The sequence below is a fragment of the Allokutzneria albata genome, assembly GCF_900103775.1.
Classification (GTDB): Bacteria; Actinomycetota; Actinomycetes; order Mycobacteriales; family Pseudonocardiaceae; genus Allokutzneria; species Allokutzneria albata.
Genome location: NZ_LT629701.1, coordinates 5,315,421 through 5,335,794, shown reverse-complemented (window position 1 = coordinate 5,335,794; position 20,374 = coordinate 5,315,421). Strand labels below are relative to the sequence as shown.

The window sequence follows — 20,374 nt, the reverse complement described above, 5'->3', positions numbered from 1 at the left end:
CGTTCGGTGGCATGAGCGAGTCGCAGGAGCCCGAGGAACACCCGGAGCTGACGCACGAGCGTCCGTGGTTCGTCCTCGTCGAGACGCCGCATGAGCACGGGTACACGACCAAGGTCCTGGCCGGCGGGTTCGACACCGCCGAACAGGCCAGGGCCGAAGCGAGGAAACAGGCCTTCGAGTTCAAGAGCTCCGCGCGCGCCGCGAGCAAGCGCAACGTCTTCCTGGTCGGCGAGGACACCTACGTGGTGCTCTACCGCAAGGCAATGCTGAGCTACGAGTTCAAGCTCCGCGTCGTGCGGCTCATCGCCGACCCCGAGGATGAGCACTGACCAGCACTGACCGGAGGAGTCCTCCAGAGGCACCGGTGGCCACGCGCCGCCGGTGCCTTTCGTCGTTCTGGCAAGCCCATTCACGCCAAGGGCCTAATCGAGCGCCCTACAATCGGTTGCATTCGGGCTGGATTCTCAACCTTGAATTGATTGTTCGGTCAAACATCGGGGTATAGGACCCATTGTGGCGGGTATAGCACGTACTCCGTTGCGGTCATGTTCGATCACGCCTTGGTTCCCATCGCCCGTTCAGGGGTACGCGGAAAGTTCGCTTCCGATACCGTTGCTGCCTAGCTGGTGACAACAATCCCTGCTTAGCGGAGGGTGCATCCATGTTGAGGAAGTTAGCCGTTGCTGGAATGTCCCTTGCATTGATTTCCATCCCTGCAGTGGCTCAGGCAGATATTGCGCCGCCCCCGGACAAAATTGTCATCGAAGTGGCAACCGTGAACGGATCCGGCTGCCCGGCCGGTACCGCGGCCGTCGCGGTCTCGCCGGACAACACCGCCTTCACGGTGACCTACAGCCAGTACATGGCGAAGGTCGGGCCGGGCATCAGCCCGACAGAAGCCAGGAAGAACTGCCAGCTCAACCTGAAGGTGCACGTGCCTCAGGGCTTCACGTACGCGATCGCGCAGTCGGACTACCGCGGTTTCGCGAACCTCGCACGCGGTGCGACCGCGATCGAGCAGGCGAACTACTACTTCCAGGGAATGTCACCTACCGTAGCAGCGCGGCACAATTTCTCGGGCCCGCTGGACGACAACTGGCAGACCACGGACAAGGTGGACATCGCCTCGCTCGTCTACGCGCCCTGTGGCGAGAAGCGCAACGTCAACATCAACACCGAGCTCCGGGTGAGCAAGGGGACCTCGCCCGCCACCGAGACGAGTTTCATCGCCATGGACTCGACCGACGGCAGCATTAAGACGACCTATCACTTCCACTGGAAGACCTGCCCCTGATCGGGCCGGGCACGGCCGGGTTCCGGCCGTGCCCGTTTCCGCCGGAAAAGGTCACTCGCTCCCCATGTTGATCAACGTCACCAGCAGGAACAGCCCTCCGCCGAAAACAACCACGATCGCCAGGAGGCAACCGGAGACCTTGAAGAATGCGGCAATCGACTCGCGCGCCTCCCTGCGGCGCGGCGTGTCCTCACTGCTGCTCGCCCGATAGATCGCCCGGCAGATCCAGTACGGGCTGGTGACGAGGTAGTAGAGGCCCATCACCAGGTAGTAGAGGAGTTCGACGAACTGGGCGAAGAAGGCCACCACGGCGAAGACGGGGAGCAGCGCGATGACCGTGAGCGCTTTCTTGCCCGTCGTCCACTCGTCGAAGTTCGGCTTGTTGATGGGGGAGCGGCGCTTCTTCGGCTGGTCGCCCGCGGGCGCCGCCGCGGCTGGTTCCGTCACGGGCGCACAAGATAGTCACGACATCATTCGGCGGGCGCGCCGACCGCCCTCGACGGCAGCGGCGAGGAGTAGACGACCGACGTGGTGATCGACCCCAGCGCCGCGATCCGGCCGGCCAGCCGCTCCAGGTGGCGCATGTTCCGCGCCGCCACGAACAACACGAAGCAGTCCTCGCCGGTGACGTGGTGGCACTGCAGGATCTCCGCGGTGCGCTCCAGCTCCGCGTGCAGCTTGCGGTAGTTCCCCGAGGGGTAGCGCAACCGCACCACGGCGAGCACCGCGTAGCCGACGCGTTCGAGGTCCACCTCCGCGCGGAAGCCCTTGATCACCCCGCTTTCGGTCAGCCGTCGCACCCGTCCCGTCGCGGCCGTGGCGCCGAGGCCGACCCGCCTGCCCAGTTCGGCGTAGGTCAGGCGCGCGTCCTCCTGCAGCTCCGCGAGGATCTGCCAGTCCACCGCATCCAGTGCGACCGGGGAATCATCGCTCATAGGGGGAAACTAGCGTGGAATCCTATGCCAGAACAGGGGTAGTGGCGTGGATGAACCCTGCTCAAGCAGCCGATGGCGGCATAGCGTTCTCCGCATGACAAGAGTCGCCGCGAATCCCGCGGAGCCGAGCGCGGCCGCCGCGCACTTCCGCCACCTGCTCTCCGTCGAGACCGACCCCGCCGACCTCCGCGCGGACATGGAGGACGGCGAAGGCGGCTTCCTCGTCCTCGACGTGCGCGCTCCCGAGCACTACGCGGCCGGGCACATCCCAGGCGCGATCTCCTTGCCCGCCAAGGACATCACCGCCGAGACCACCCGTGATCTGCCCCGAGGGGACGTGCTGGTGACCTACTGCTGGGGACCCGGCTGCAACGGGGCCGACAAGGGCGCGCTGAAGCTGGCCGAACTCGGGTTCACCGTGAAGAAGCTCATCGGCGGGTTCCAGACGTGGAGGTGGGACCGGCACCCGGTCGAAACCGGGACCGATCAAGAGCGGGGTTGAGGACCTTCTCACACCGCGAACCCCACGTGGACGCGCGATACTCGCCGGTAACCCCAGTCGCCAGCGTCGCAGAAAGGGGACCTCGCCATGGCACGGCTCGCCCAGACCGCCGGTCTCACCGATGTCCAGCAGGAGATCCTGGCCACCGTCCGCAGCTTCGTGGACAAGGAGATCATCCCGCACGCGCAGGCGCTGGAGCACGGAGACACCTACCCGGCGGACATCGTCGAGGGCATGAAGGAGATGGGCCTGTTCGGCCTCACCATCCCCGAGGAGTTCGGCGGGCTCGGCGAGTCGCTGCTGACCTACGCGCTGGTCGTCGAGGAGATCGCGCGCGGGTGGATGAGCGTCTCCGGTGTGATCAACACGCACTTCATCGTGGCGCACATGATCAAACAGCACGCCACGGACGCGCAGAAGCAGCACTTCCTGCCGCGCATGGCCACCGGTGAGGTGCGCGGCGCGTTCTCCATGTCCGAGCCGGAGCTGGGCTCCGACGTCGCGGCGATCCGCACCAAGGCGAAGCAGGACGGCGACGGTTACGTCATCGACGGCCAGAAGATGTGGCTGACCAACGGCGGGAGCTCCACGTTGGTCGCCACTCTGGTCCGCACCGACGAAGGAGCCGAGAAGGCGCACCAGAACCTCACCACGTTCCTGATCGAGAAGCCGACGGGCTTCGGCGAGGTCCTTCCCGGGCTGACCATCCCCGGCAAGATCGAGAAGATGGGCTACAAGGGCGTCGACACCACCGAGATGGTCTTCGACGGCTTCCGGGTCGGCGCGGAGGCGATCCTCGGCGGGGAACGCGGCAAGGGCTTCGCGCACATGATGGACGGCGTCGAGGTCGGCCGGGTCAACGTCGCCGCGCGGGCGTGCGGCATCGCCATCCGCGCCTTCGAGCTGGCCGTGGAGTACGCCCAGCAGCGCACCACCTTCGGCAAGCCGATCGGCCAGCACCAGGCGATCGCGTTCAAGCTCGCCGAGATGGCGACCAAGGTGGAGGCCGCGCACCTGATGATGGTCAACGCCGCCCGGCTCAAGGACTCCGGCCAGCGCAACGACGTCGAGGCGGGCATGGCCAAGCTGATCGCCTCCGAGTACTGCGCCGAGGTCACCCAGGAGGCCTTCCGCATCCACGGCGGCTACGGCTACTCGAAGGAGTACGAGATCGAGCGCCTGATGCGCGAGGCGCCGTTCCTGCTCATCGGCGAGGGCACCTCGGAGATCCAGAAGACGATCATCAGTCGCGGCCTGCTGCGCGAGTACCGCTCGCGCGGCTGACCGGCCCGGGTGGGCCGTTCGGGGGGCGCGTGTGCCCGCCCGGCACGCGGGCGAGGATGATCGGGGTCACCATTGAGCCAGTCCAGCTCGCGGAGGTGACAACGGTGACGAGTCCATTTTCCGGCAGACCCGCCGGCGGCGCGCAGAGCCTGCCGACGCCTCCCTCGGGGTGGCCGATCGGGTCCTACGCCACCTACGAGGAGGCGCAGCGGGCGGTCGACTACCTGGCGGACGAGTCCTTCCCGGTGCAGGAGGTGACGATCGTCGGCGTCGACCTGATGCTCGTCGAGCGGGTCACCGGCAGGCTCACCTGGGGCAGGGTGCTGGCCACCGGCGCCGCCTCGGGCGCGTGGTTCGGCCTCTTCGTCGGCATCCTGCTCAGCCTCTTTAACTCGACCGGGTTCCAGGTGGGCCCGATCCTTGTGGCGTTGGCCACAGGTGTGATCTTCTTCATGATCTTCAACGCGTTCGGTTACGCGGCTACGCGCGGTCGCCGTGACTTCGTCTCGGCGAGCCAGCTCGTCGCTGGGCGTTACGACGTGCTGTGCCAGCCTCGCAATGCGGAGAAGGGACGCGACGCCCTGGCGAAGCTCGCCATGAAGGCCCCCGGCCAGGAGACTTGATAAGGGCTTGACTGACGGGCTGCCCTTCGGAGACGAATGGTGGCCCGTTTTGTGTTTCACATTTCCCTGAGTTGATGTTGACGTGGACGTGCATACCCACCGTGACCGGCGCAGAGTGGTTTCTGAATGCTTTCCGTTCCGGGCTTATCTGAATCGTTGCCGTCACCCGGTTGCGGGAGCCGGAACTCCGGGCCTAGGTTCTGTCACCAGCCTGCGGGCGTGTGCGATGGCTCACGCTCGTGTCGGAGGGCACGACGAGGTGTCTTGGTGTATCCGCCAGTCCTCGTCGTCGAGGTTTCGTGCCGCCGCTGGAGTGACCACAGCCTCGAAAGCCTTCCGTGCTTTTCAGAGGAAGGAGGCTGGGTTACATGGACGGCCCGGGTCGCAGTGCCCGCTCTCGATCCACCACGTCAACCAAGACCCGTTCGCGGAGTCGTGCATCAGCGCTGCTCGGGGTCGCACTGGTGACCGCTCCGCTGCTTGCGGCCTGCGGCTCCGGTGACACCGGGGGGAACACGCTCAACCTGTACGCGGCTCCCGAAGAGAACTTCGAGAAGGTCATCGAGAGCTGCAACGCCAGCGCGAACGGCAAGTACAACATCGTCTACAACAAGCTCCCGCGCGGCGCGGACGGCCAGCGCGAGCAGATGGTGCGCAGGCTCGCGGCGGGCGACGACGAGATGGACATCCTCTATCTCGACAGCCCGTGGCTGGCGGAGTTCGCCGAGGCGGGCTGGATCCGGGAGTGGACCGGCAACTACAAGGAGGAGGCCGAGCGCGGCGTCCTCGCCGGCCCGCTGGAGTCCACGCGCTACAAGAACCGCACCTACGCGGCCACGAAGAACACCAACGTGCAGCTGCTGTGGTACCGCGACGACGTGGTGCCCAAGCCGCCGGAGACCTGGGCCGAGATGATCGCCCAGGCCAAGGCGCTCAAGGCGGCGGGCAAGCCGCACACCGCCGTGATGACCGGTGCGCAGTACGAGGGCCTCGTCGTGCAGTACAACACGATGGTCGCCTCGGCGGGCGGCAAGATCATCTCGGAGGACGGCCTCTCCGCCGTCGTCGACGACAACGCGGTGCGGGCGCTGGCCACCCTCAAGGACTTCGCCACCTCCGGCATCGCGAGCGCCTCGCTGACCAGCTCCCAGGAGGACGAGGTCCGCAAGGAGTTCCAGAACGGCAACTCGGCGTTCCAGCTGAACTGGCCGTACGTGTACGCGTCGATGCAGAAGGAGAAGCCGGAGCTCGCCAAGAACTTCAAGTGGGCGCGCTACCCCGGCATCGACAAGGGCAAGCCGAGCAAGGTCACCATCGGTGGCGCTAACTACGGCGTGAGCACCTACTCCACCAAGGCCGACCTGGCCTTCGAGGCCGTGCTGTGCCTGCGCAAGCCGGACAACCAGCTCTACTCCGCGATCAACTCCGGTGTCGCGCCGACCATCGAGTCGGTCTACGACCGCCCGGAGATGACCGAGAAGTACCCGATGAAGGAGACCATCCGCGAGGAACTGCGGGACGCGGCCAACCGCCCGTTGACCGCCGCCTGGCAGAACGTCTCCACGGTGCTGTCGACCATCCTCTCCCCGCCGGCGAGCATCGACCCGCAGAAGACCGCGGAGCGGTTGCGCAAGGAGCTCCAGGCCGCCATTGACTCCAAGGGGGTCATGCCGTGAGCAACCAGACGTCCTTCGGGGACAGCGCCATCGCGGCGGCGCACGTGAAGCAGCCCGGTCGTGCCAAGCCCGTGCTGAGCGAGGGCAAGAAGGCGGAGCGCCGCCTCGGCCTGCTGCTGTGCGCGCCCGCCGCGTTCATCATGATCGCGGTCACCGCCTGGCCGATCATCTACTCGTTCTGGCTGTCCCTTCAGCGCTACGACCTGAAGTTCCCGGACAAGCAGGAGTTCATCGGCTTCGAGAACTACGCCGCGGTGCTCAGCAGCCCGTACTGGTGGGACGCCTTCGGCATCACCGTGCTGTTGACCGCGATCACCGTCGTGATCGAGCTGGTGCTCGGCATGGCGCTGGCCCTGGTCATGCACCGCACGCTGGTCGGGCGCGGACTGGTGCGGACCTCCGCGCTGATCCCGTACGGCATCGTCACCGTGGTCGCGGCGTTCTCCTGGAAGTACGCCTACACCCCGGACACCGGCTACCTCGCCGAGCTGTTCGGCGGTGCGCCGCTGACCGACAAGACGAGCGCGCTGGCCATCATCGCCTCCGCCGAGATCTGGAAGACCACGCCGTTCATGGCGCTGCTGCTGATGGCGGGTCTGGCCCTGGTGCCGGACGACATGCTCAAGGCGGCCGCGATGGACGGGGCCACCGGCTGGCAGCGGTTCACCAAGATCATGGTGCCGATGATGAAGCCGGCGATCCTGGTCGCGCTGCTGTTCCGCACGCTCGACGCGTTCCGGATCTTCGACAACATCTTCGTGCTGACCGCGGGTTCGCAGGGCACGGGGTCGGTGTCGATGCTGACCTACAACAACCTCATCAAGGGGTTGAACCTGGGAATCGGCTCGACCATGTCGGTGCTGATCTTCGTCGCGGTGGCGATCATCGCGTTCGTCTTCATCAAGGTGTTCGGCACCGCTGCGCCGGGCAGTGACAACGGAGGTAAGCGCTGATGGCCGGCATTGGAGGTGCCGAAACGACGGGGAAGAAGTTCCGCTGGGGCCTGGTCAACGTCGTTGTTGTCGTCTACGCGTTGTTCCCGGTGCTGTGGATCGTCTCGCTGTCCTTCAAGTCCAAGAAGGCGATCAGCGAGGGCGGGTTCTTCCCCACCGAGTGGACGCTGGACAACTACGCCGCGATCTTCTCCACCACGGAGTTCATCCGGCCGCTGTTCAACTCGATCGGCATCGCGATCATCGCCACCCTGATCGCGGTGGTGTTCGGAACGATGGCGGCGTACGCGATCGCCCGGCTGGACTTCCCCGGCAAGCAGGTGCTGGTGGGCGTCTCGCTGCTGATCGCGATGTTCCCCCAGGTGTCGCTGGTCTCGCCGCTGTTCAACATCGAGCGCTCGCTCGGGCTGTTCGACACCTGGCCCGGTCTGATCCTGCCCTACATCACCTTCTCCCTGCCGCTGGCGATCTACACGCTGTCGGCGTTCTTCAAGGAGATCCCGTGGGAGCTGGAGAAGGCGGCCAAGATGGACGGCGCGACGCCGGGCCAGGCCTTCCAGAAGGTCATCGCCCCGCTCGCCGCTCCCGGCGTGTTCACCACGGCGATCCTGGTGTTCATCTTCTGCTGGAACGACTTCCTGTTCGCGATCTCGCTCACCTCGACCGAGGCGTCCCGGACCGTTCCCGCCGCGCTGGCCTTCTTCACGGGTAGCAGCCAGTTCGAAGACCCAACGGGGACCACCTCGGCCGCGGCCGTGGTGATCACCATTCCGATCATTCTTTTCGTGCTGTTCTTCCAGCGCCGAATCGTCGCCGGTCTGACGTCCGGCGCGGTCAAGGGGTAGGTGAGTCGTGGCCGACATCGTCCTGGACAAGGTGACGAAGAAGTACCCGGACGGCGCTTTGGCCGTCCAGGAAGTGAACCTCGAAATCGCCGACGGCGAGTTCATCATCCTGGTCGGGCCCTCGGGCTGCGGCAAGTCCACCACGCTGAACATGCTGGCGGGCCTGGAGGACATCACCTCCGGTGAGCTGCGCATCGGTGGCGAGCGGGTGAACGAGCGGGCGCCCAAGGACCGGGACATCGCGATGGTGTTCCAGTCCTACGCGCTCTACCCGCACATGACCGTGCGCGAGAACATGGCGTTCCCGCTGCGGCTGGCGAAGGTGGACGACAAGACGGTCGAGGCGAAGGTCAACGAGGCCGCCAAGATCCTCGACCTCGGTCAGCACCTCGACCGCAAGCCGTCCAACCTCTCCGGTGGTCAGCGGCAGCGCGTGGCCATGGGCCGCGCGATCGTGCGCAGCCCCAAGGCGTTCCTCATGGACGAGCCGCTGTCCAACCTGGACGCCAAGCTGCGCGTGCAGATGCGGACCGAGGTCTCCAGGCTGCAGAAGAACCTGGGCACCACCACCGTCTACGTGACCCACGACCAGACCGAGGCGATGACCCTCGGCGACCGCGTCGTGGTCATGCGCGGCGGTGCGGTGCAGCAGGTCGGCTCGCCGCAGTTCCTCTACGAGAACCCGGCGAACCTCTTCGTGGCGGGCTTCATCGGTTCCCCGGCGATGAACTTCATCCCGGCGACCCTGGAGAACGGTTCCCTGTCGACCGCGCTGGGCACCTTCCCGCTCAGCGACAAGGTCCGCAGGATGGCCGAGCGCGGCCGCCGGGCCGTCCGCGACGTGATCATGGGCCTGCGCCCCGAGCACTTCGAGGACGCGTCCATGGTCGACGGTGCCGCCAAGTCGCGCGGTGCCACGTTCACCACGCAGGTCGACGTGCTCGAGTCGATGGGCTCGGACAAGTACGCCTACTTCTCGATCTCCGGCAAGCGCGCGAGCTCGGCGCAGCTGGACGAGCTGGCGGCGGACGTGGGCGTCTCGGACCTGGGTGCCGGACAGGCCGTCGCCCGCCTCGCGGCGGCGTCGAAGGCCAAGGAAGGGTCCTCGCTGGAGGTCTGGCTGGACCTGGACAAGATCCAGCTGTTCGACCCGGAGAGCGGCAGGGCGCTGACCTACTCGGACTAGGTCTTCGCTGACAGCCGCCGAAAGGCCGCATCCCCGGTTGGCGGGGATGCGGCCTTTCGGCGTGTTCGGCTCAGGCCGCGGGGCAGCTCGCGGTCGCCGCGGGCAGCTCGCCCGTGGTCAGGTAGCGGTGAACGTGCTGGCGCACGCAGGGATTCCCGCCCCGGTAGAGCGCGTGCCCGCCGACCGCGGGCAGGTAGCGCGAGCCGGGGAGCTGCGCGGCGACGCGCTTTCCGTGCTCCACCGGGGTGATGGTGTCGTTGCTGCCACTGGTGATCAGCACGGGCGGCAGTCCGACCGGGCGGATGCGGTGCGGCGGGTGCACGCCGGTTCTCGGCAGGCCGTCGCAGTGCCCGGTCATCCCGAAGATCGGATCGGCCCAGCCGACTCGGGGTGCCACCGACCGCAGCTGGTGCTCGATCGCTTTGTGGCCAACGAATCCGGCGTCGAACGGGAAGTCCGCGCACACCATGCTGCGCGCGAGGCTGTGGTCCGGCGGCTGCCGAGGGGCCTTGTCGAAGGCGCTGGTGTCACCGGCCTCCGCCTTGGCGAGCCCTTCGGCCAGTGCCGGCCACCGTGTTTGCGACGAAGAGAAGTCGGCGACCCGCGCCGGGACGGTGATGGCTTTCGGGGCGACGCGGTCGAACACCGCGATGACGTCTTTCCCGTGCAGGGCACAGGTTTCCGTCGCTGAACACCACTCCGCGAACCGGTGGAGGTTGCGCTCGGTCGTCGCGGCCATCGGCGCCATCCACTCGAACAACCGGCGTTCTCCGTGGTCCAGCACGCTGTCCAGGAACATGCGATCCACGTTGTGCGCGAACAACTCCGCGTACGCCTGGCCGAAGACCGTTCCGTAGGAGTTGCCGTAGTAGCGGAGCTTCCGCTCGCCGAGCGCGGCGCGCATCGCGTCCATGTCGTGCGCGACCTGCCACGAGTTGATCTTCCCGGTCAGCTTTCCCAGCTTCGGCGCGCACGAGCCGGCGAACTCCGCGTTCGCCTTGCGGTAGTCGGTGAAGGCCTTATGCTGCAAGGGAGAATCGACGGCTGTGGGAAACGGCGTCGGACAGCTGACCCCGTCGCCCTCGCCGAATCCCCGCGGGTCGAAGACGACGACGTCGAACCACTGCGTCAGATCGGCGTAGCTGGCCTTGGACAGCTTGAAGTTCGGGATCGCCACGTTGGGGCCGCCCGGATTCACCAGGAGCGAGCCGAGCTTGTGCGCCTGGTCGCGGGCGGGCAGCTTCGCGAGGTTGACGGTGATCGGCTCGGAGTGCTCGGGGGAGGCCCAGTCGGACGGCACGGTGACCCCGGCGCAGAGCACCCCGTCACCGCAGTCCCGCCACCGCACCGCCTCGGCCGCCTGCGCCACGGTCGCCGTCAGCGGAATCAGGCCGAGCGCGGCGACCACACCCAGAAGTCGTGATCTCATCCTTCCAGGGTCACGATCCCCCGGCGGGACTTCGTCCATCGATGGATAGATCTAGTCCGGCAGCTTGGGCTCGATGACGTCCATGACCTTGCGGGCCAGGTCGCACGCGTCGATCGGCACCTGGGCACCGGCCACGTTCGCCACGACCTGCAGCGTGCCGCCGCCGAACTCCACGCCCTGCGTGCACGCGGACTCCTCGCCGACCCAGAGGAACCCGCGACGGCCGTTGATCTCGTTGCGGGAGAAGGAGATGTGCGTGCGCTTCTCCGCGTCCGCGATCGTCACCTTCTCCTCGTTGATCAGGAACACCCGGAAGCCGCGCGGCGAGCCGAGCATGCAGCCCGTCGGCTTGTTGGGCATGCGCTGGCCCCGCGCGAGGTCCAGCGCCTTCAAGTCCGCCTCGGTGAAGACCGCGCAGGTGTCGATGCGGCCCGGCTGGGCGCCTCCATCGGGCGCGGGGGCCGAACCGCAGCCCGCGGCGAACAGGACCAGCAGCGGGAGCACACGAACACCGAGAGGGACCATGCCCACCACGCTAGCGGCGTCGCTTGCTCTCGCGCACCGCGTCGATCACCTCGTCGTCCCACCGGTGCGTCCTGATCAGCTTGAAGCGCTCGCCCGCGATGTGCAGGTACGCCTCGGCCTCGGTCCGGTCGCCGATCAGGTCCGCCTGCTGGAGCATCCGCACGACCGGGACGAACTCCTCCTCGTACCAGCGCTTGGCGACGGTGAGCCGGTCCAGGAACTTGCCCTCGTCCTGCATCAGCCGGAAGCCCCACGCCTCCACGGTCTCGCCCAGCTCGGTGTACTCCCACGGGTCGCTCATCAGCACCGCGGCGCGCGCCTCGCCGGGCAGCGGGACGCGCTCCAGGAAGAGTCTGCGGTCGTTCTTGACCAGCAGGTCGTGGCGGTACCGGATGTCGTAGGCGCCGATCTTGGTGCGCACCTCGGTCACGTGCGCCTCGATGGTGCGCAGGCCGAGCGCGTGCGCCACCGAGACCCGGTGGTGGCCGTCCTTGACGAAGTGCAGCTCACCGACGCGGTAGACGTCGATCGGTGGGATGGACTCGCCGCGCCGCTGGGCCAGCGCCAGCCGCTCCCACCGCTCCCGGGTGCGGCCGGAGGTGGGGCGGAAGTACCGGTCGAAGTCGCGGGTGCGGTCGACGCTGCCGACGATCGAGTCGACCTGGATCACCTGGAGCCCGAGGCGGCGCTCGCCCTCCTGGCCGAGGGCGGCGATGACCTCGGCGTAGGGCAGCATGATGTTGACGTCGTCCGGCTCCCTGCGCATCCACTTCGCCAGCCGGGACATGACCTGGCGGCGGCGCGCCCTGATGAAGTCGTTCTCCGCGTCGGCACGCGGGAAACCGGTGTCACCGCGCATCTGTCGCCTCCTGTCCGCGCGACGGAATCTCCATGACGTGATATCCGACGACGTTGACCACCCGTGTTGACGCCAGTTGACGATCAGGTGTCGGCTCGCCGTGCGGGTGGATGTGCCCGTGCAGCATGAGCGGTGGCCGCAGCCTCCGCACGGCGTCGTGCAGGCAGGCGAAGCCCCGGTGCGGCGGGTCCTCGCGGTCACCGCAGTCCTTCGGCGGGCTGTGGGTGAGCAGGACGTCCACCCCGCGGCCGTCGCGCAGCTGCCGCCAGCCCGCGAGCCGGGCCATCCGGCGGACCCGTCGCGCCTGCTGGCGCTCGGTCCACTGGTTCGGCCCGCGGTTGTAGCGGATCGAACCGCCGATGCCCGCGATCCGCAGACCGGCCGCGTCCACCACCCTGCCGTCGGCGTTCACGCCACCGGCCGGGCCCGGCCACCGGGTCGGTATCCCGCTCTTCGTCCACAAACCGCGCACGTTGGTGTATCCGGTCAGATCGGGGTCATGGTTACCGGGCACGAAGACGCACGGCCGGTCCAACGCGTTGCTCAGGTGCTCCAGGTAGTCGTAGGGCAGATCACCCGCCGCGAGGATCAGATCGACCTCGATCTGCTGGATGTAGGAGGTCCAGAGCTGTTCGACGACCTCGTCCGCTACTGCGAGCACCTTGACCACGCGGCAGAGCCTAGGGCCGAACGGAGCACCGCGCCTTGACGAAACTCACACCTCACACGGTGCTCCCTACCGTTCGGCGAATGACAAATCGACGCGCGTTCGCGATCGGTGTCGCCGCGGCCGGGCTCGCCGCGGCGCTGGGCGTTCCGGCGCAGGCCCAGCAGGCCCCCGCGTTCCCGACGACGCTGCAGCTCCCTGACAACTTCCGGCCCGAGGGCATCACGATCGGCGGCACCACCGCCTACTTCGGTTCCCTCGGGGACGGCTCGGTCCACAAGGTCGACCTCCGCACCGGGCGCGGCGACCGGCTCAGCGCGGGCCCGGGCACCCCCTCGGTCGGCCTCAAGATCGACAAGCGCGGCCGGCTGTTCATCGCGGGCGGTGCGGGCGGCGACGCGCGGGTGGTCGACTCGCGCACCGGCAAGCTCCTCGCCTCCTACGCGCTCGGTGGCGCCTTCGTGAACGACGTCGTGCTGACCGGGGACGCCGCGTACTTCACCGACTCGCGGAAGGCCGTGCTCTACAAGCTCCCCCTCGGACGTGAACTGCCTGCGAAGGCCGAGACCATCCCGCTCGGCGGTGAATGGGAGCAGGTGGAGGGACTCAACGCCAACGGCATCGAGACCACACCCGACGGCCGGAACCTGCTCGTGGTCAACAGCACCACCGGCAAGCTCTTCCGCGTCGACCCGCGCACCGGTTCCGCGAAGCTCGTCGACCTCGGTGGTGTCGTGCTGACCAACGGTGACGGCCTGTTGCGCCAGGGGCAGGTCCTCTATGTGGTGCAGAACCGGCTCAACACGCTCACCGCGCTGCGCCTCGACCACGCGGGCACGAAGGGCGCACTGCACAAGAAGGTGACCGACCCGCGCTTCGACGTGCCGACGACCGTGGCGGCGTTCGGTGACCGCTTGTACCTGCCGAACGCCCGGTTCACCACCCAGCCCGGCCCTGACGTGACCTACAACGCCGTTGCCGTGCCTAGGTTCTGAGCCGACATCCCCACATGCCGGTGGTGACCGCTTGTGTCCGCGGAGCGCTCCGTTCACCACGGGTTCTGGCCCGAACGTGACGGCAACGTCCTTGTGGCGCCTGGGTTCCGCGGGGCCAACGTTGTCACGGAGCGACGTTGCGTGAACGGCTGGTAAAGCTTGCTCGCAGCCGAGTGAATCGAGGATCCGGGGCGTGCTTTCACCCCATCGCCGGACTACCGTTCCACAGGTGCTCGTGGAGCTGTTTCGAGATGCGGCCCGCGGTTGCCAGACCCACAGCCCGCTCAACGCCACCCTGTTGCGCGCGGCGGCAGACGACCTCGCTGCCGGCGGCGTGACCACGAAGGTGATGGCGGGCAGTGAACTGGACCGCGGTGGCACCGTCCCCGGTCTTCGGTTCGCCGGTTCCGTGCACCGGCTCGTCCTCGAGGGCAAGGCCCCGGGCCTCGCCAAGCACTACCCCACGGTCGGTGGGCACCTGGAGCGCGACCGGCTCTGGGCCGACGCCGAGCCGGTGCTCGACGAACACGCCGACATGCTGCGCGCGATGATCCGCGCGAACGCCGTGCAGACCAACGAGCCCGCCCGCAGCGCCGCGCTCTACGGCGGCCTGCTGGTCGCGGCCGAGCGCGCCGCCGAGCACGCGGGCCGGGAGCTGCCGTTCCCGGTGCGACTGCTGGAGATCGGCGCGAGCGGCGGGCTGAACCTGCGCCCGCACCGCTTCGGCTACCGCCTCGACGACGGCACCAGCTTCGGTGACGACGAGAGCCCGGTCCAGTTCGACCTGTCCTGGAGCGGGCGCCCGCGCGCCGACCTCGCCACCCCGCTCACCGTGGCCGACCGCGCCGCCTGCGACATGAACCCGGTCGACGTGACCACCGAGGACGGCCGCAAGCACCTGTCCTCCTTCGTGTGGCCGGACCAGGTGGACCGCTACCAGCGGTTGCAGGGCGCGATCGACCTCGCCCAGGCGGACCCCGTCCCGGTGCACCGCGCCGAGGGTTCGGAGTGGCTGCGCACCCAGCTCGCCAAGGACGCGACGGGCATGGTCACCGTCGTGTGGCACTCGGTGGTGTGGCAGTACGCCCCGCCGAGGGAACGCGCCCGCGGGCGAGCGGTGGTCGCCGCCGCGGCGGCCGAGGCGACCGAGGACGCTCCGCTCGCACTGCTCGTGTTCGAGCCGCGTCGCGGCAACGACCCGGCCGACCCGTACCACTTCGACCTGCTGCTGCGGTTGTGGCCCGCCGGGATCTCGTTGCACCTCGGCACCGGCGTCGGCCACGGCGACCCGTTCACCTGGGACGAGCGTCACTGGGTCTGAGGGGTTTCTTTTCCGCGAAGGCCGGGAGTAGCCTTTTGCGCGTTCGAGTTCTGCGCTGCGCGCTGGGAGGTGATCGCCGTGAGTCTGAATCCGTGCGATCCACCCAGTAGTCGCCGGGGCTGAGCAGTCGCCCCTTTTCCCCTCTTTTCGCACGCCGTTCGGCTTCGTCGTCGGTGTGATTCGCGCTGCGCTTGATTCGGGGCATTCCCATGTTCACTGATGTTGTTTCCGGGCGCCCTCGTCGCGGGCTCGTCGATATCGCGGTGGTGGTCGGCGTCCGCGGTCGAACTCGACCGGCCGCGCTGCACGGTTGCGCGGGCCGCTCGTTGCTGCGGATGCTCGCTGCCCTGGCCCTGTCCGTGCTGTTCTCGCTGGTCTGTGCCGGTGTTCGCCTGCCTCTCGGTCACCGTGAGCGCGTTCCTCGCGATCTTCACCTCGCAGGCGTGGACCCTGGCATTCGCCTTCCACCAGTCCCTGGTGACGCGGTCGGCGGAACCGGACGAAGCGGCGCGGGCGCTTCGGCTCACCCGCTGGCAGCGGTTCCGGCGGCGACTGGTTCTTTCTTGTGCAATCCGAGGCGATCAGCGTGCTCGACCGGAAGTTCGCTTTTCCCGGGGGATCGGCAGTTTTGTCGCAGCGGTGTCCGCGGCGGAGCGCACCGACCTCCTGCTGCTCGCGATCGGCGCGATGATCGTCATGGTGGTCGCGGTCAACGTGCTGTTCTGACGGCCGCTGACGGCACGGCAAGGGTTTTCGGCAGAACCGGAGCGCGGCGCGCCGGACGTCCTCCGGCAACTGGCCACGGCGGTCGATTGGGGCCGCTACGCGCGAACTGGTGCTTGAGGAGCGAGCGATGACCTGGTGGGAGATCGGGCTCCGCCTGCTGTGCGCGGCGTCGTTCGGCGCGCTGGTCGGGCTGGAGCGGCAGTGGCGGGCACGCACGGCCGGGCTGCGCACGAATGCGCTCGTCTGCGTCGGTGCCGCGCTGTTCGAGCTGTTCAGCGTGCTCACACCGGATGCCGGCAGCACGACCCGGATCGCTTCGTACATCGTCTCCGGGGTCGGTTTCCTCGGCGCCGGGGTGATCATCCGTGACGGTGGCAACCTGCGCGGCATCAACACCGCCGCGACGATCTGGGGCACCGCCGGGGTCGGGCTCATGTGCGGCGGCGGTCACTACGGCGTGGCCGCCGCGGGGGCTGTGACGATCGTCATCGCCAACCTCGGCCTGCGCCCGCTCGCTCGCCTGGTGGACGGGCGCGCCACCGACCCCGACCTCGTGGAGACCGACTACGACCTGCGCGCCGTGTGCCGCGACGCCGACGAGGCGCACATCCGCGCGCTGGTGGTCCGTTCCGTCGCTGACGGTGGCTTCGAGCTGCGTGTCCTGACCAGCACTGATGTCGTGCCCGACCGGGTCGAGGTGACCGCGCGGGTGCTCGGCCGCGGTGCGGGCGGCGGGAAGCTGGAGCGCGCCGTGAGCTCGCTGAGCCTGCAGCCGGGCATCACCTCGGTCAGCTGGAGACTCGTGACACACCACCCGGAGGACTGACATGCATTGTCCACAGTGGACGTGGCTGGGAAATTCGTTCGCGGGCGCGGCTTCGTTACCAGCAGAATCGGATTCACGCCTGACCGGATGAAGCCGGCTCGGAACCGTTAACGATCAGGTTTGGCACCGCGAGAACCGGGTAGGCCGATGATCATCGGCCCCCACGAACGAGCAGACAAGGCACGCGATGACCCCCAACGGGACCACGACCACCACTCCGCGCACGACGAGCTTCCTGCTCCGTGCGGTGATGGGCGCCGTCATCGGCCTGTTCGCCGGCCACGCCGACACTCCGACCCGCGACCACGCCCACACCGCCTGACCAGGCGCTCCGCTCAGGCGCGCAGGGTGGAGAGGACAGCGGTGAACAGCGCCCCGGAGTCGGATTCCGGCATCGGGGCGCCGGTCACCAGCCAGTGGTACACCAGCGGTCCGATCAGCAGGTCGCGGATCACCTCCGGGCCGAGGTCCGAACGCAGCACCCCCTCGGCCGCCCCGCGCGCGATCAGCTCCGACACCACGCCCAGGCGCGGCGCGAGGTAGCGCTCGGCCAGTGCCGATGCCAGCAGCGGGTTGGCCGCGGACGCGGCGAGGACCCCGATGACCGCACCGCCCAGCTCCGAGCCGCCCAGGCCGTCGATGGCGGTGCGCACGGTCGAAGCGATGTCCGCCAACAGATCGCCGGTGTCCACAGTGGACGTCACAGGCACGGTGGCGGCGAGCGCGTCCACCACCAGGTCCTCCCTGGTCGCCCAGCGCCGGTAGATCGTCGGCCTGCCGACGCCCGCACGGCTCGCGACGGCCTCGATCGTCAGCCCCGCGAAGCCGGTCTCCACGAGCACGGCGAGGGTCGCGCCGATGATCGCCTCCTGGGCCTGCGCGCTGCGCGGCCTGCCACGGGCCATGGACGCCTCCGTTCCCCGGGGCTATCGTAAATTACATGACGTCATGTAACGAAAATAGGGTCCTGGCGTGGGGACTGCTCGCGGCCTGGCTGGTGCACGACGCCGAGGAGCTGCTGACCATGGCGGAGTTCTCCCGCGACGACGACACCTGGCTGCCCGAGGTGGACCAGGCGCACGTCAGCACCGCCATCGGCCTGATGAGCGCGGTGATCGCGACCGCCGCCGCGGCGGGTGCGCGGACCGGCGGGCGATCACCGCTGTTCCAGACCGTGCTCACCGGCTTCGGTCTGCACTCGCTGACCCACCTCGCGCAGTCGGCGCTGCTGCGCCGCTACACGCCGGGGCTCCTCACGGCACCGCTTGTCGTGGCGCCGTACTCGCTGTGGGCACTGAAACGCTTGCGCGACAAGGGAATCCCGCTGAAGGCGCGAGCGCGTTCGTTCGCCTGGTTCCCGGTGGTGCTCGGCGGAGCGCACGGCGCGGCGGCCGTGCTCACCAGGTCGGTCAGGGCGTGGCGACGGGGGTGACCTTCCACCGCCCGGCGCTGACCACGGCGGGCAGCCGCAGCGCGCCCCGCTCGCCGTTCGGGCGGACGTAGTCCACCACCACCTGCACGCCGTTGAGCCGTTCCAGGTGCGAGGTGATCAGCTGCGTGTCCACGGTGCCGAAGTTGGCGACGGTCACCCGCGCGACCTCGTCACCGCCCTCGTCCAGGGACACGAGCTGGGCCAGGCGGTCGGCGTCCTGGGCACGCAGCGCGTCGGCGATCTGCGTGGCCAGGACGTCGGCCGAGGGCGCCCCGTCCTCGGGTTTGCTCATGATCAGCACGGTGATGGTGGCGATCCAGGCGACTGCCACGACCAGGATCCAGGCGCGCAGGCTGCGCAGCATCCGGAGCATGGGGAACCTCCCAACGGCACTAGAGCCAGCGGTTGCGCCGGAAGATCCGGTACACCACGACGCAGGCGATGACGATGACGCACAGGACCATCGGATAGCCGAAGGCCCACTTCAGTTCCGGCATGAAGTCGAAGTTCATGCCGTAGATCCCGGCCACCATGGTCGGCACCGAGATGATCGCGACCCACGCGGAGATCTTGCGCATGTCGTTGTTCTGCCGGAGCGTGATCTTGGCGAGCACCGCGTCGATCAGCGTGGTCAGCAGCTCGTCGAAGGCCACGACCCGGTCGTGCACGGTGGTGAGGTGGTCGTCGACGTCCCGGAAGTACGAGCGCACCTGCTCCGGCACCAGCGGGATGTAGCCCTCGGCCAGCCGTCGCAGCGGGGTGGCCAGCGGCCCCACCGCCCGGCGCAGCTCCATGACCTCGCGCTTCATCAGGTAGATCTGCTCGGGGTCGACATCGCTGCGCGGGTCGAAGACGGCGACCTCCATCTGGTCGATGTCGTCCTCGACCGCGCTGGTGACCTCGAGGTAGCGGTCCACCACGTGGTCGGCGATCTGGTAGAGCACCGCGGCGGGCCCCAGCGCCAGCTTCTCCGGGTCCTCCTCCAGCAGGTGCCGCAGCGTGGCCAGCCCGGCGTGCTTGCCGTGCCGCACCGTGATCACGTAGTCGCGGCCGACGAAGACCATGATCTCGCCGCTCTCGACGATCTCGTTGGCCGTCTCGGGCGACTCGTGCGCCACGTAGCGGACCGTCTTGAGCACCATGAACAGCATGTCGTCGTAGCGCTCGAGCTTCGGCCGCTGGTGCGCGTGCACCGCGTCCTCGACGGCCAGCTCGTGCAGGCCGAAGGTCTCGGCGATGCTCTGGATCTGCTCCTCGTCCGGCTCGTGCAGGCCGATCCAGACGAAGCCGTTCTGGCGCTTGCGCACCTCCTCGATGGCGGCGATGTGGGTCCACCGCCCGGGCAGGCGCTTGCCGTCGACGTACACGCCGCAGTCGACCACGTAAGCCGAAAGCGGAACCGGAATCGGAGTCATCCCTCGACCGTTTCGAGTTGTGCGGCCCTTGCGGCCGAGCGTGGGCAGAGCAGGCATGACGGGCTCCCGAGAGTTCGCGCAGCGAAATGCGTACGAGCTGCCGGAGCGCGGGCCGCTGGGGGCCGCTCCGACTCTGGGTGCGCGTCCCGGCCTATCCGGTGCGGACGGACCTAGCCGAGGATGGCGGTCCGGCGGCGGGGACGCGAGCCGGTACTGGGAGGCGTGCTGTCTGCACTCATCAGCGTCCCACCTCCTTATGCCGGGAGCCGGTGAACGGTGGAGTCGCTCACAGACCAGTTGTCGAGGGTACCGGTCCGGGGACAAGACTGTCCCTCGCGGTCACCATGATCCAACACACCCGGGAGGACGCTGTGCAGTTCGGGCGCTACTTCGAGGAGTTCGAGGTCGGAGCTGTTTACAAGCACTGGCCGGGCAAGACGGTGACCGAGTACGACGATCACCTGTTCTGCCTGCTCACCATGAACCACCATCCGCTGCACATGGACGCGCACTACGCGGAGCAGACCACCGACTTCGGCAAGAACGTGGTCGTCGGCAACTACATCTACTCGCTGCTGCTGGGCATGTCGGTGCCCGACGTCTCCGGCAAGGCCATCGCCAACCTGGAGGTCGAGTCGCTCAAGCACGTGAAGCCGACCTTCCACGGCGACACGATCTACGGCGAGACCGAGGTGCTCGACAAGACCCCGTCGAAGTCCAAGGACGACCGTGGGGTTGTCTACGTGGAGACCCGCGGCTACAAGCAGGACGGCACCGTCGTCTGCGTCTTCCGCCGCAAGGTCATGGTGCCGAAGAAGTCCTACGGGCTCGCGCGCGGTGGCGAGCAGCCCGGTCGCCCTGAGCCGAAGCTCTCGTAGGAG

At 68.1% G+C, this 20,374-nt stretch carries 25 protein-coding genes; 16 read left to right on the top strand and 9 right to left on the bottom strand.

The window, feature by feature from the left end; translation table 11 throughout:
- Positions 1-11 precede the first annotated feature (11 nt).
- Positions 12-329 (top strand): hypothetical protein, encoded by a 318-nt coding sequence (locus tag BLT28_RS23840; protein ID WP_030427686.1) that lies wholly within the window; start codon positions 12-14, stop codon positions 327-329.
- Between the two features lie 332 nt (positions 330-661).
- The gene (locus BLT28_RS23835) at positions 662-1,294 is read left to right on the top strand and encodes a DUF4360 domain-containing protein (RefSeq protein WP_030427687.1); all 633 of its coding nucleotides are present in this window, start codon (positions 662-664) and stop codon (positions 1,292-1,294) included.
- 51 nt (positions 1,295-1,345) lie between these two features.
- Here BLT28_RS23835 and BLT28_RS23830 read toward each other — a convergent pair whose 3' ends face one another.
- Complete coding sequence (locus BLT28_RS23830; RefSeq protein ID WP_030427688.1) at positions 1,346-1,741, bottom strand: hypothetical protein; 396 nt, start codon at positions 1,739-1,741, stop codon at positions 1,346-1,348.
- Positions 1,742-1,764: 23 nt separating this feature from the next.
- The gene (locus BLT28_RS23825) at positions 1,765-2,229 is read right to left on the bottom strand and encodes an Lrp/AsnC family transcriptional regulator (RefSeq protein WP_030427689.1); all 465 of its coding nucleotides are present in this window, start codon (positions 2,227-2,229) and stop codon (positions 1,765-1,767) included.
- 94 nt (positions 2,230-2,323) lie between these two features.
- Here BLT28_RS23825 and BLT28_RS23820 point away from each other — a divergent pair, with 94 nt between their 5' ends.
- The 7 genes from BLT28_RS23820 (at position 2,324) to BLT28_RS23790 (ending at position 9,298) form a co-directional block, all read left to right on the top strand.
- Positions 2,324-2,731, top strand: a complete 408-nt coding sequence (locus BLT28_RS23820) for a rhodanese-like domain-containing protein (protein WP_030427690.1) — start codon at positions 2,324-2,326, stop codon at positions 2,729-2,731.
- A gap of 87 nt (positions 2,732-2,818) precedes the next feature.
- The gene (locus BLT28_RS23815) at positions 2,819-4,015 is read left to right on the top strand and encodes an acyl-CoA dehydrogenase family protein (RefSeq protein ID WP_030427691.1); all 1,197 of its coding nucleotides are present in this window, start codon (positions 2,819-2,821) and stop codon (positions 4,013-4,015) included.
- A 56-nt stretch (positions 4,016-4,071) separates the two neighbouring features.
- The gene (locus BLT28_RS23810) at positions 4,072-4,638 is read left to right on the top strand and encodes a general stress protein (protein ID WP_172806533.1); all 567 of its coding nucleotides are present in this window, start codon (positions 4,072-4,074) and stop codon (positions 4,636-4,638) included.
- 368 nt (positions 4,639-5,006) lie between these two features.
- Positions 5,007-6,314, top strand: a complete 1,308-nt coding sequence (locus tag BLT28_RS23805) for an ABC transporter substrate-binding protein (protein WP_081900047.1) — start codon at positions 5,007-5,009, stop codon at positions 6,312-6,314.
- A gap of 29 nt (positions 6,315-6,343) precedes the next feature.
- Positions 6,344-7,267, top strand: a complete 924-nt coding sequence (locus BLT28_RS23800; RefSeq protein ID WP_030427694.1) for a carbohydrate ABC transporter permease — start codon at positions 6,344-6,346, stop codon at positions 7,265-7,267.
- Positions 7,267-8,112 (top strand): carbohydrate ABC transporter permease, encoded by an 846-nt coding sequence (locus BLT28_RS23795; protein ID WP_030427695.1) that lies wholly within the window; start codon positions 7,267-7,269, stop codon positions 8,110-8,112. Before BLT28_RS23800 ends, BLT28_RS23795 begins: the two co-directional genes overlap by 1 nt.
- 7 nt (positions 8,113-8,119) lie before the next feature.
- Positions 8,120-9,298 (top strand): ABC transporter ATP-binding protein, encoded by a 1,179-nt coding sequence (locus BLT28_RS23790; protein ID WP_030427696.1) that lies wholly within the window; start codon positions 8,120-8,122, stop codon positions 9,296-9,298.
- A gap of 70 nt (positions 9,299-9,368) precedes the next feature.
- On the opposite strand, the gene BLT28_RS23785 is transcribed toward BLT28_RS23790, so the two are convergent.
- Genes BLT28_RS23785 through BLT28_RS23770 form a run of 4 tightly spaced genes read right to left on the bottom strand, consistent with a single transcriptional unit; the run spans position 9,369 to position 12,781 of the window.
- Complete coding sequence (locus BLT28_RS23785) at positions 9,369-10,727, bottom strand: alpha/beta hydrolase (RefSeq protein WP_030427697.1); 1,359 nt, start codon at positions 10,725-10,727, stop codon at positions 9,369-9,371.
- Positions 10,728-10,778: 51 nt separating this feature from the next.
- On the bottom strand, positions 10,779-11,252 hold the full coding sequence (locus tag BLT28_RS23780) for a DUF3558 family protein (protein ID WP_156050558.1): 474 nt from the start codon (positions 11,250-11,252) through the stop codon (positions 10,779-10,781).
- A gap of 10 nt (positions 11,253-11,262) precedes the next feature.
- Complete coding sequence (locus tag BLT28_RS23775) at positions 11,263-12,111, bottom strand: chromosome partitioning protein ParB (RefSeq protein ID WP_030427699.1); 849 nt, start codon at positions 12,109-12,111, stop codon at positions 11,263-11,265.
- Positions 12,101-12,781 carry a metallophosphoesterase family protein gene (locus BLT28_RS23770; protein WP_030427700.1) on the bottom strand — a complete coding sequence of 227 codons (681 nt, stop codon included), beginning with the start codon at positions 12,779-12,781 and terminating at the stop codon, positions 12,101-12,103. The genes BLT28_RS23775 and BLT28_RS23770 overlap by 11 nt, the downstream gene beginning before the upstream one ends.
- An 80-nt stretch (positions 12,782-12,861) precedes the next feature.
- Here BLT28_RS23770 and BLT28_RS23765 point away from each other — a divergent pair, with 80 nt between their 5' ends.
- The 5 genes from BLT28_RS23765 (at position 12,862) to BLT28_RS42590 (ending at position 16,968) form a co-directional block, all read left to right on the top strand.
- Positions 12,862-13,773, top strand: a complete 912-nt coding sequence (locus BLT28_RS23765; RefSeq protein WP_030427701.1) for an SMP-30/gluconolactonase/LRE family protein — start codon at positions 12,862-12,864, stop codon at positions 13,771-13,773.
- A 229-nt stretch (positions 13,774-14,002) separates the two neighbouring features.
- Positions 14,003-15,094, top strand: coding sequence for a DUF2332 domain-containing protein (locus tag BLT28_RS23760; protein WP_030427702.1), 1,092 nt, complete (start codon positions 14,003-14,005; stop codon positions 15,092-15,094).
- Positions 15,095-15,472: 378 nt separating this feature from the next.
- Complete coding sequence (locus BLT28_RS23755) at positions 15,473-15,820, top strand: hypothetical protein (RefSeq protein ID WP_083383784.1); 348 nt, start codon at positions 15,473-15,475, stop codon at positions 15,818-15,820.
- 127 nt (positions 15,821-15,947) lie between these two features.
- Positions 15,948-16,646, top strand: coding sequence for an MgtC/SapB family protein (locus BLT28_RS23750; RefSeq protein WP_030427704.1), 699 nt, complete (start codon positions 15,948-15,950; stop codon positions 16,644-16,646).
- A 187-nt stretch (positions 16,647-16,833) separates the two neighbouring features.
- A complete protein-coding gene (locus BLT28_RS42590; protein WP_269459602.1) occupies positions 16,834-16,968 on the top strand; it encodes a hypothetical protein in 135 nt (44 codons plus the stop codon).
- Between the two features lie 13 nt (positions 16,969-16,981).
- Here BLT28_RS42590 and BLT28_RS42585 read toward each other — a convergent pair whose 3' ends face one another.
- Positions 16,982-17,551, bottom strand: a complete 570-nt coding sequence (locus BLT28_RS42585; RefSeq protein ID WP_052406921.1) for a TetR/AcrR family transcriptional regulator — start codon at positions 17,549-17,551, stop codon at positions 16,982-16,984.
- A 35-nt stretch (positions 17,552-17,586) separates the two neighbouring features.
- Here BLT28_RS42585 and BLT28_RS23740 point away from each other — a divergent pair, with 35 nt between their 5' ends.
- Positions 17,587-18,078, top strand: coding sequence for an HXXEE domain-containing protein (locus BLT28_RS23740; RefSeq protein ID WP_172806532.1), 492 nt, complete (start codon positions 17,587-17,589; stop codon positions 18,076-18,078).
- Here the strand turns inward: BLT28_RS23740 and BLT28_RS23735 are convergent.
- Together BLT28_RS23735 and corA are read right to left on the bottom strand one after the other, a co-directional pair.
- Positions 18,056-18,451 carry a hypothetical protein gene (locus BLT28_RS23735; RefSeq protein WP_030427707.1) on the bottom strand — a complete coding sequence of 132 codons (396 nt, stop codon included), beginning with the start codon at positions 18,449-18,451 and terminating at the stop codon, positions 18,056-18,058. The two genes, BLT28_RS23740 and BLT28_RS23735, sit on opposite strands and share 23 nt — an antisense overlap.
- Positions 18,452-18,470: 19 nt before the next feature.
- Positions 18,471-19,550 carry a magnesium/cobalt transporter CorA gene (gene corA / locus BLT28_RS23730; protein WP_030427708.1) on the bottom strand — a complete coding sequence of 360 codons (1,080 nt, stop codon included), beginning with the start codon at positions 19,548-19,550 and terminating at the stop codon, positions 18,471-18,473.
- A 314-nt stretch (positions 19,551-19,864) separates the two neighbouring features.
- Between corA and BLT28_RS23725 the strand changes: the two genes are divergently transcribed.
- A complete protein-coding gene (locus tag BLT28_RS23725) occupies positions 19,865-20,371 on the top strand; it encodes a MaoC family dehydratase (RefSeq protein WP_030427709.1) in 507 nt (168 codons plus the stop codon).
- The last annotated feature ends 3 nt before the right edge of the window (positions 20,372-20,374 follow it).

What these genes read in the sequence shown, in the direction of transcription:
- BLT28_RS23840 (WP_030427686.1), top strand. Translation starts at nt 12, where the DNA reads ATGAGCGAGTCGCAGGAGCCCGAGGAACACCCGGAGCTGACGCACGAG.
- BLT28_RS23835 (WP_030427687.1), top strand. Translation starts at nt 662, where the DNA reads ATGTTGAGGAAGTTAGCCGTTGCTGGAATGTCCCTTGCATTGATTTCC.
- BLT28_RS23825 (WP_030427689.1), bottom strand. Translation starts at nt 2,229, where the DNA reads ATGAGCGATGATTCCCCGGTCGCACTGGATGCGGTGGACTGGCAGATC.
- BLT28_RS23820 (WP_030427690.1), top strand. Translation starts at nt 2,324, where the DNA reads ATGACAAGAGTCGCCGCGAATCCCGCGGAGCCGAGCGCGGCCGCCGCG.
- BLT28_RS23815 (WP_030427691.1), top strand. Translation starts at nt 2,819, where the DNA reads ATGGCACGGCTCGCCCAGACCGCCGGTCTCACCGATGTCCAGCAGGAG.
- BLT28_RS23810 (WP_172806533.1), top strand. Translation starts at nt 4,072, where the DNA reads ATGATCGGGGTCACCATTGAGCCAGTCCAGCTCGCGGAGGTGACAACG.
- BLT28_RS23805 (WP_081900047.1), top strand. Translation starts at nt 5,007, where the DNA reads ATGGACGGCCCGGGTCGCAGTGCCCGCTCTCGATCCACCACGTCAACC.
- BLT28_RS23795 (WP_030427695.1), top strand. Translation starts at nt 7,267, where the DNA reads ATGGCCGGCATTGGAGGTGCCGAAACGACGGGGAAGAAGTTCCGCTGG.
- BLT28_RS23785 (WP_030427697.1), bottom strand. Translation starts at nt 10,727, where the DNA reads ATGAGATCACGACTTCTGGGTGTGGTCGCCGCGCTCGGCCTGATTCCG.
- BLT28_RS23780 (WP_156050558.1), bottom strand. Translation starts at nt 11,252, where the DNA reads ATGGTCCCTCTCGGTGTTCGTGTGCTCCCGCTGCTGGTCCTGTTCGCC.
- BLT28_RS23775 (WP_030427699.1), bottom strand. Translation starts at nt 12,111, where the DNA reads ATGCGCGGTGACACCGGTTTCCCGCGTGCCGACGCGGAGAACGACTTC.
- BLT28_RS23765 (WP_030427701.1), top strand. Translation starts at nt 12,862, where the DNA reads ATGACAAATCGACGCGCGTTCGCGATCGGTGTCGCCGCGGCCGGGCTC.
- BLT28_RS23750 (WP_030427704.1), top strand. Translation starts at nt 15,948, where the DNA reads ATGACCTGGTGGGAGATCGGGCTCCGCCTGCTGTGCGCGGCGTCGTTC.
- BLT28_RS42590 (WP_269459602.1), top strand. Translation starts at nt 16,834, where the DNA reads ATGACCCCCAACGGGACCACGACCACCACTCCGCGCACGACGAGCTTC.
- BLT28_RS42585 (WP_052406921.1), bottom strand. Translation starts at nt 17,551, where the DNA reads ATGGCCCGTGGCAGGCCGCGCAGCGCGCAGGCCCAGGAGGCGATCATC.
- BLT28_RS23740 (WP_172806532.1), top strand. Translation starts at nt 17,587, where the DNA reads ATGACGTCATGTAACGAAAATAGGGTCCTGGCGTGGGGACTGCTCGCG.
- BLT28_RS23735 (WP_030427707.1), bottom strand. Translation starts at nt 18,451, where the DNA reads ATGCTCCGGATGCTGCGCAGCCTGCGCGCCTGGATCCTGGTCGTGGCA.
- corA (WP_030427708.1), bottom strand. Translation starts at nt 19,550, where the DNA reads ATGCCTGCTCTGCCCACGCTCGGCCGCAAGGGCCGCACAACTCGAAAC.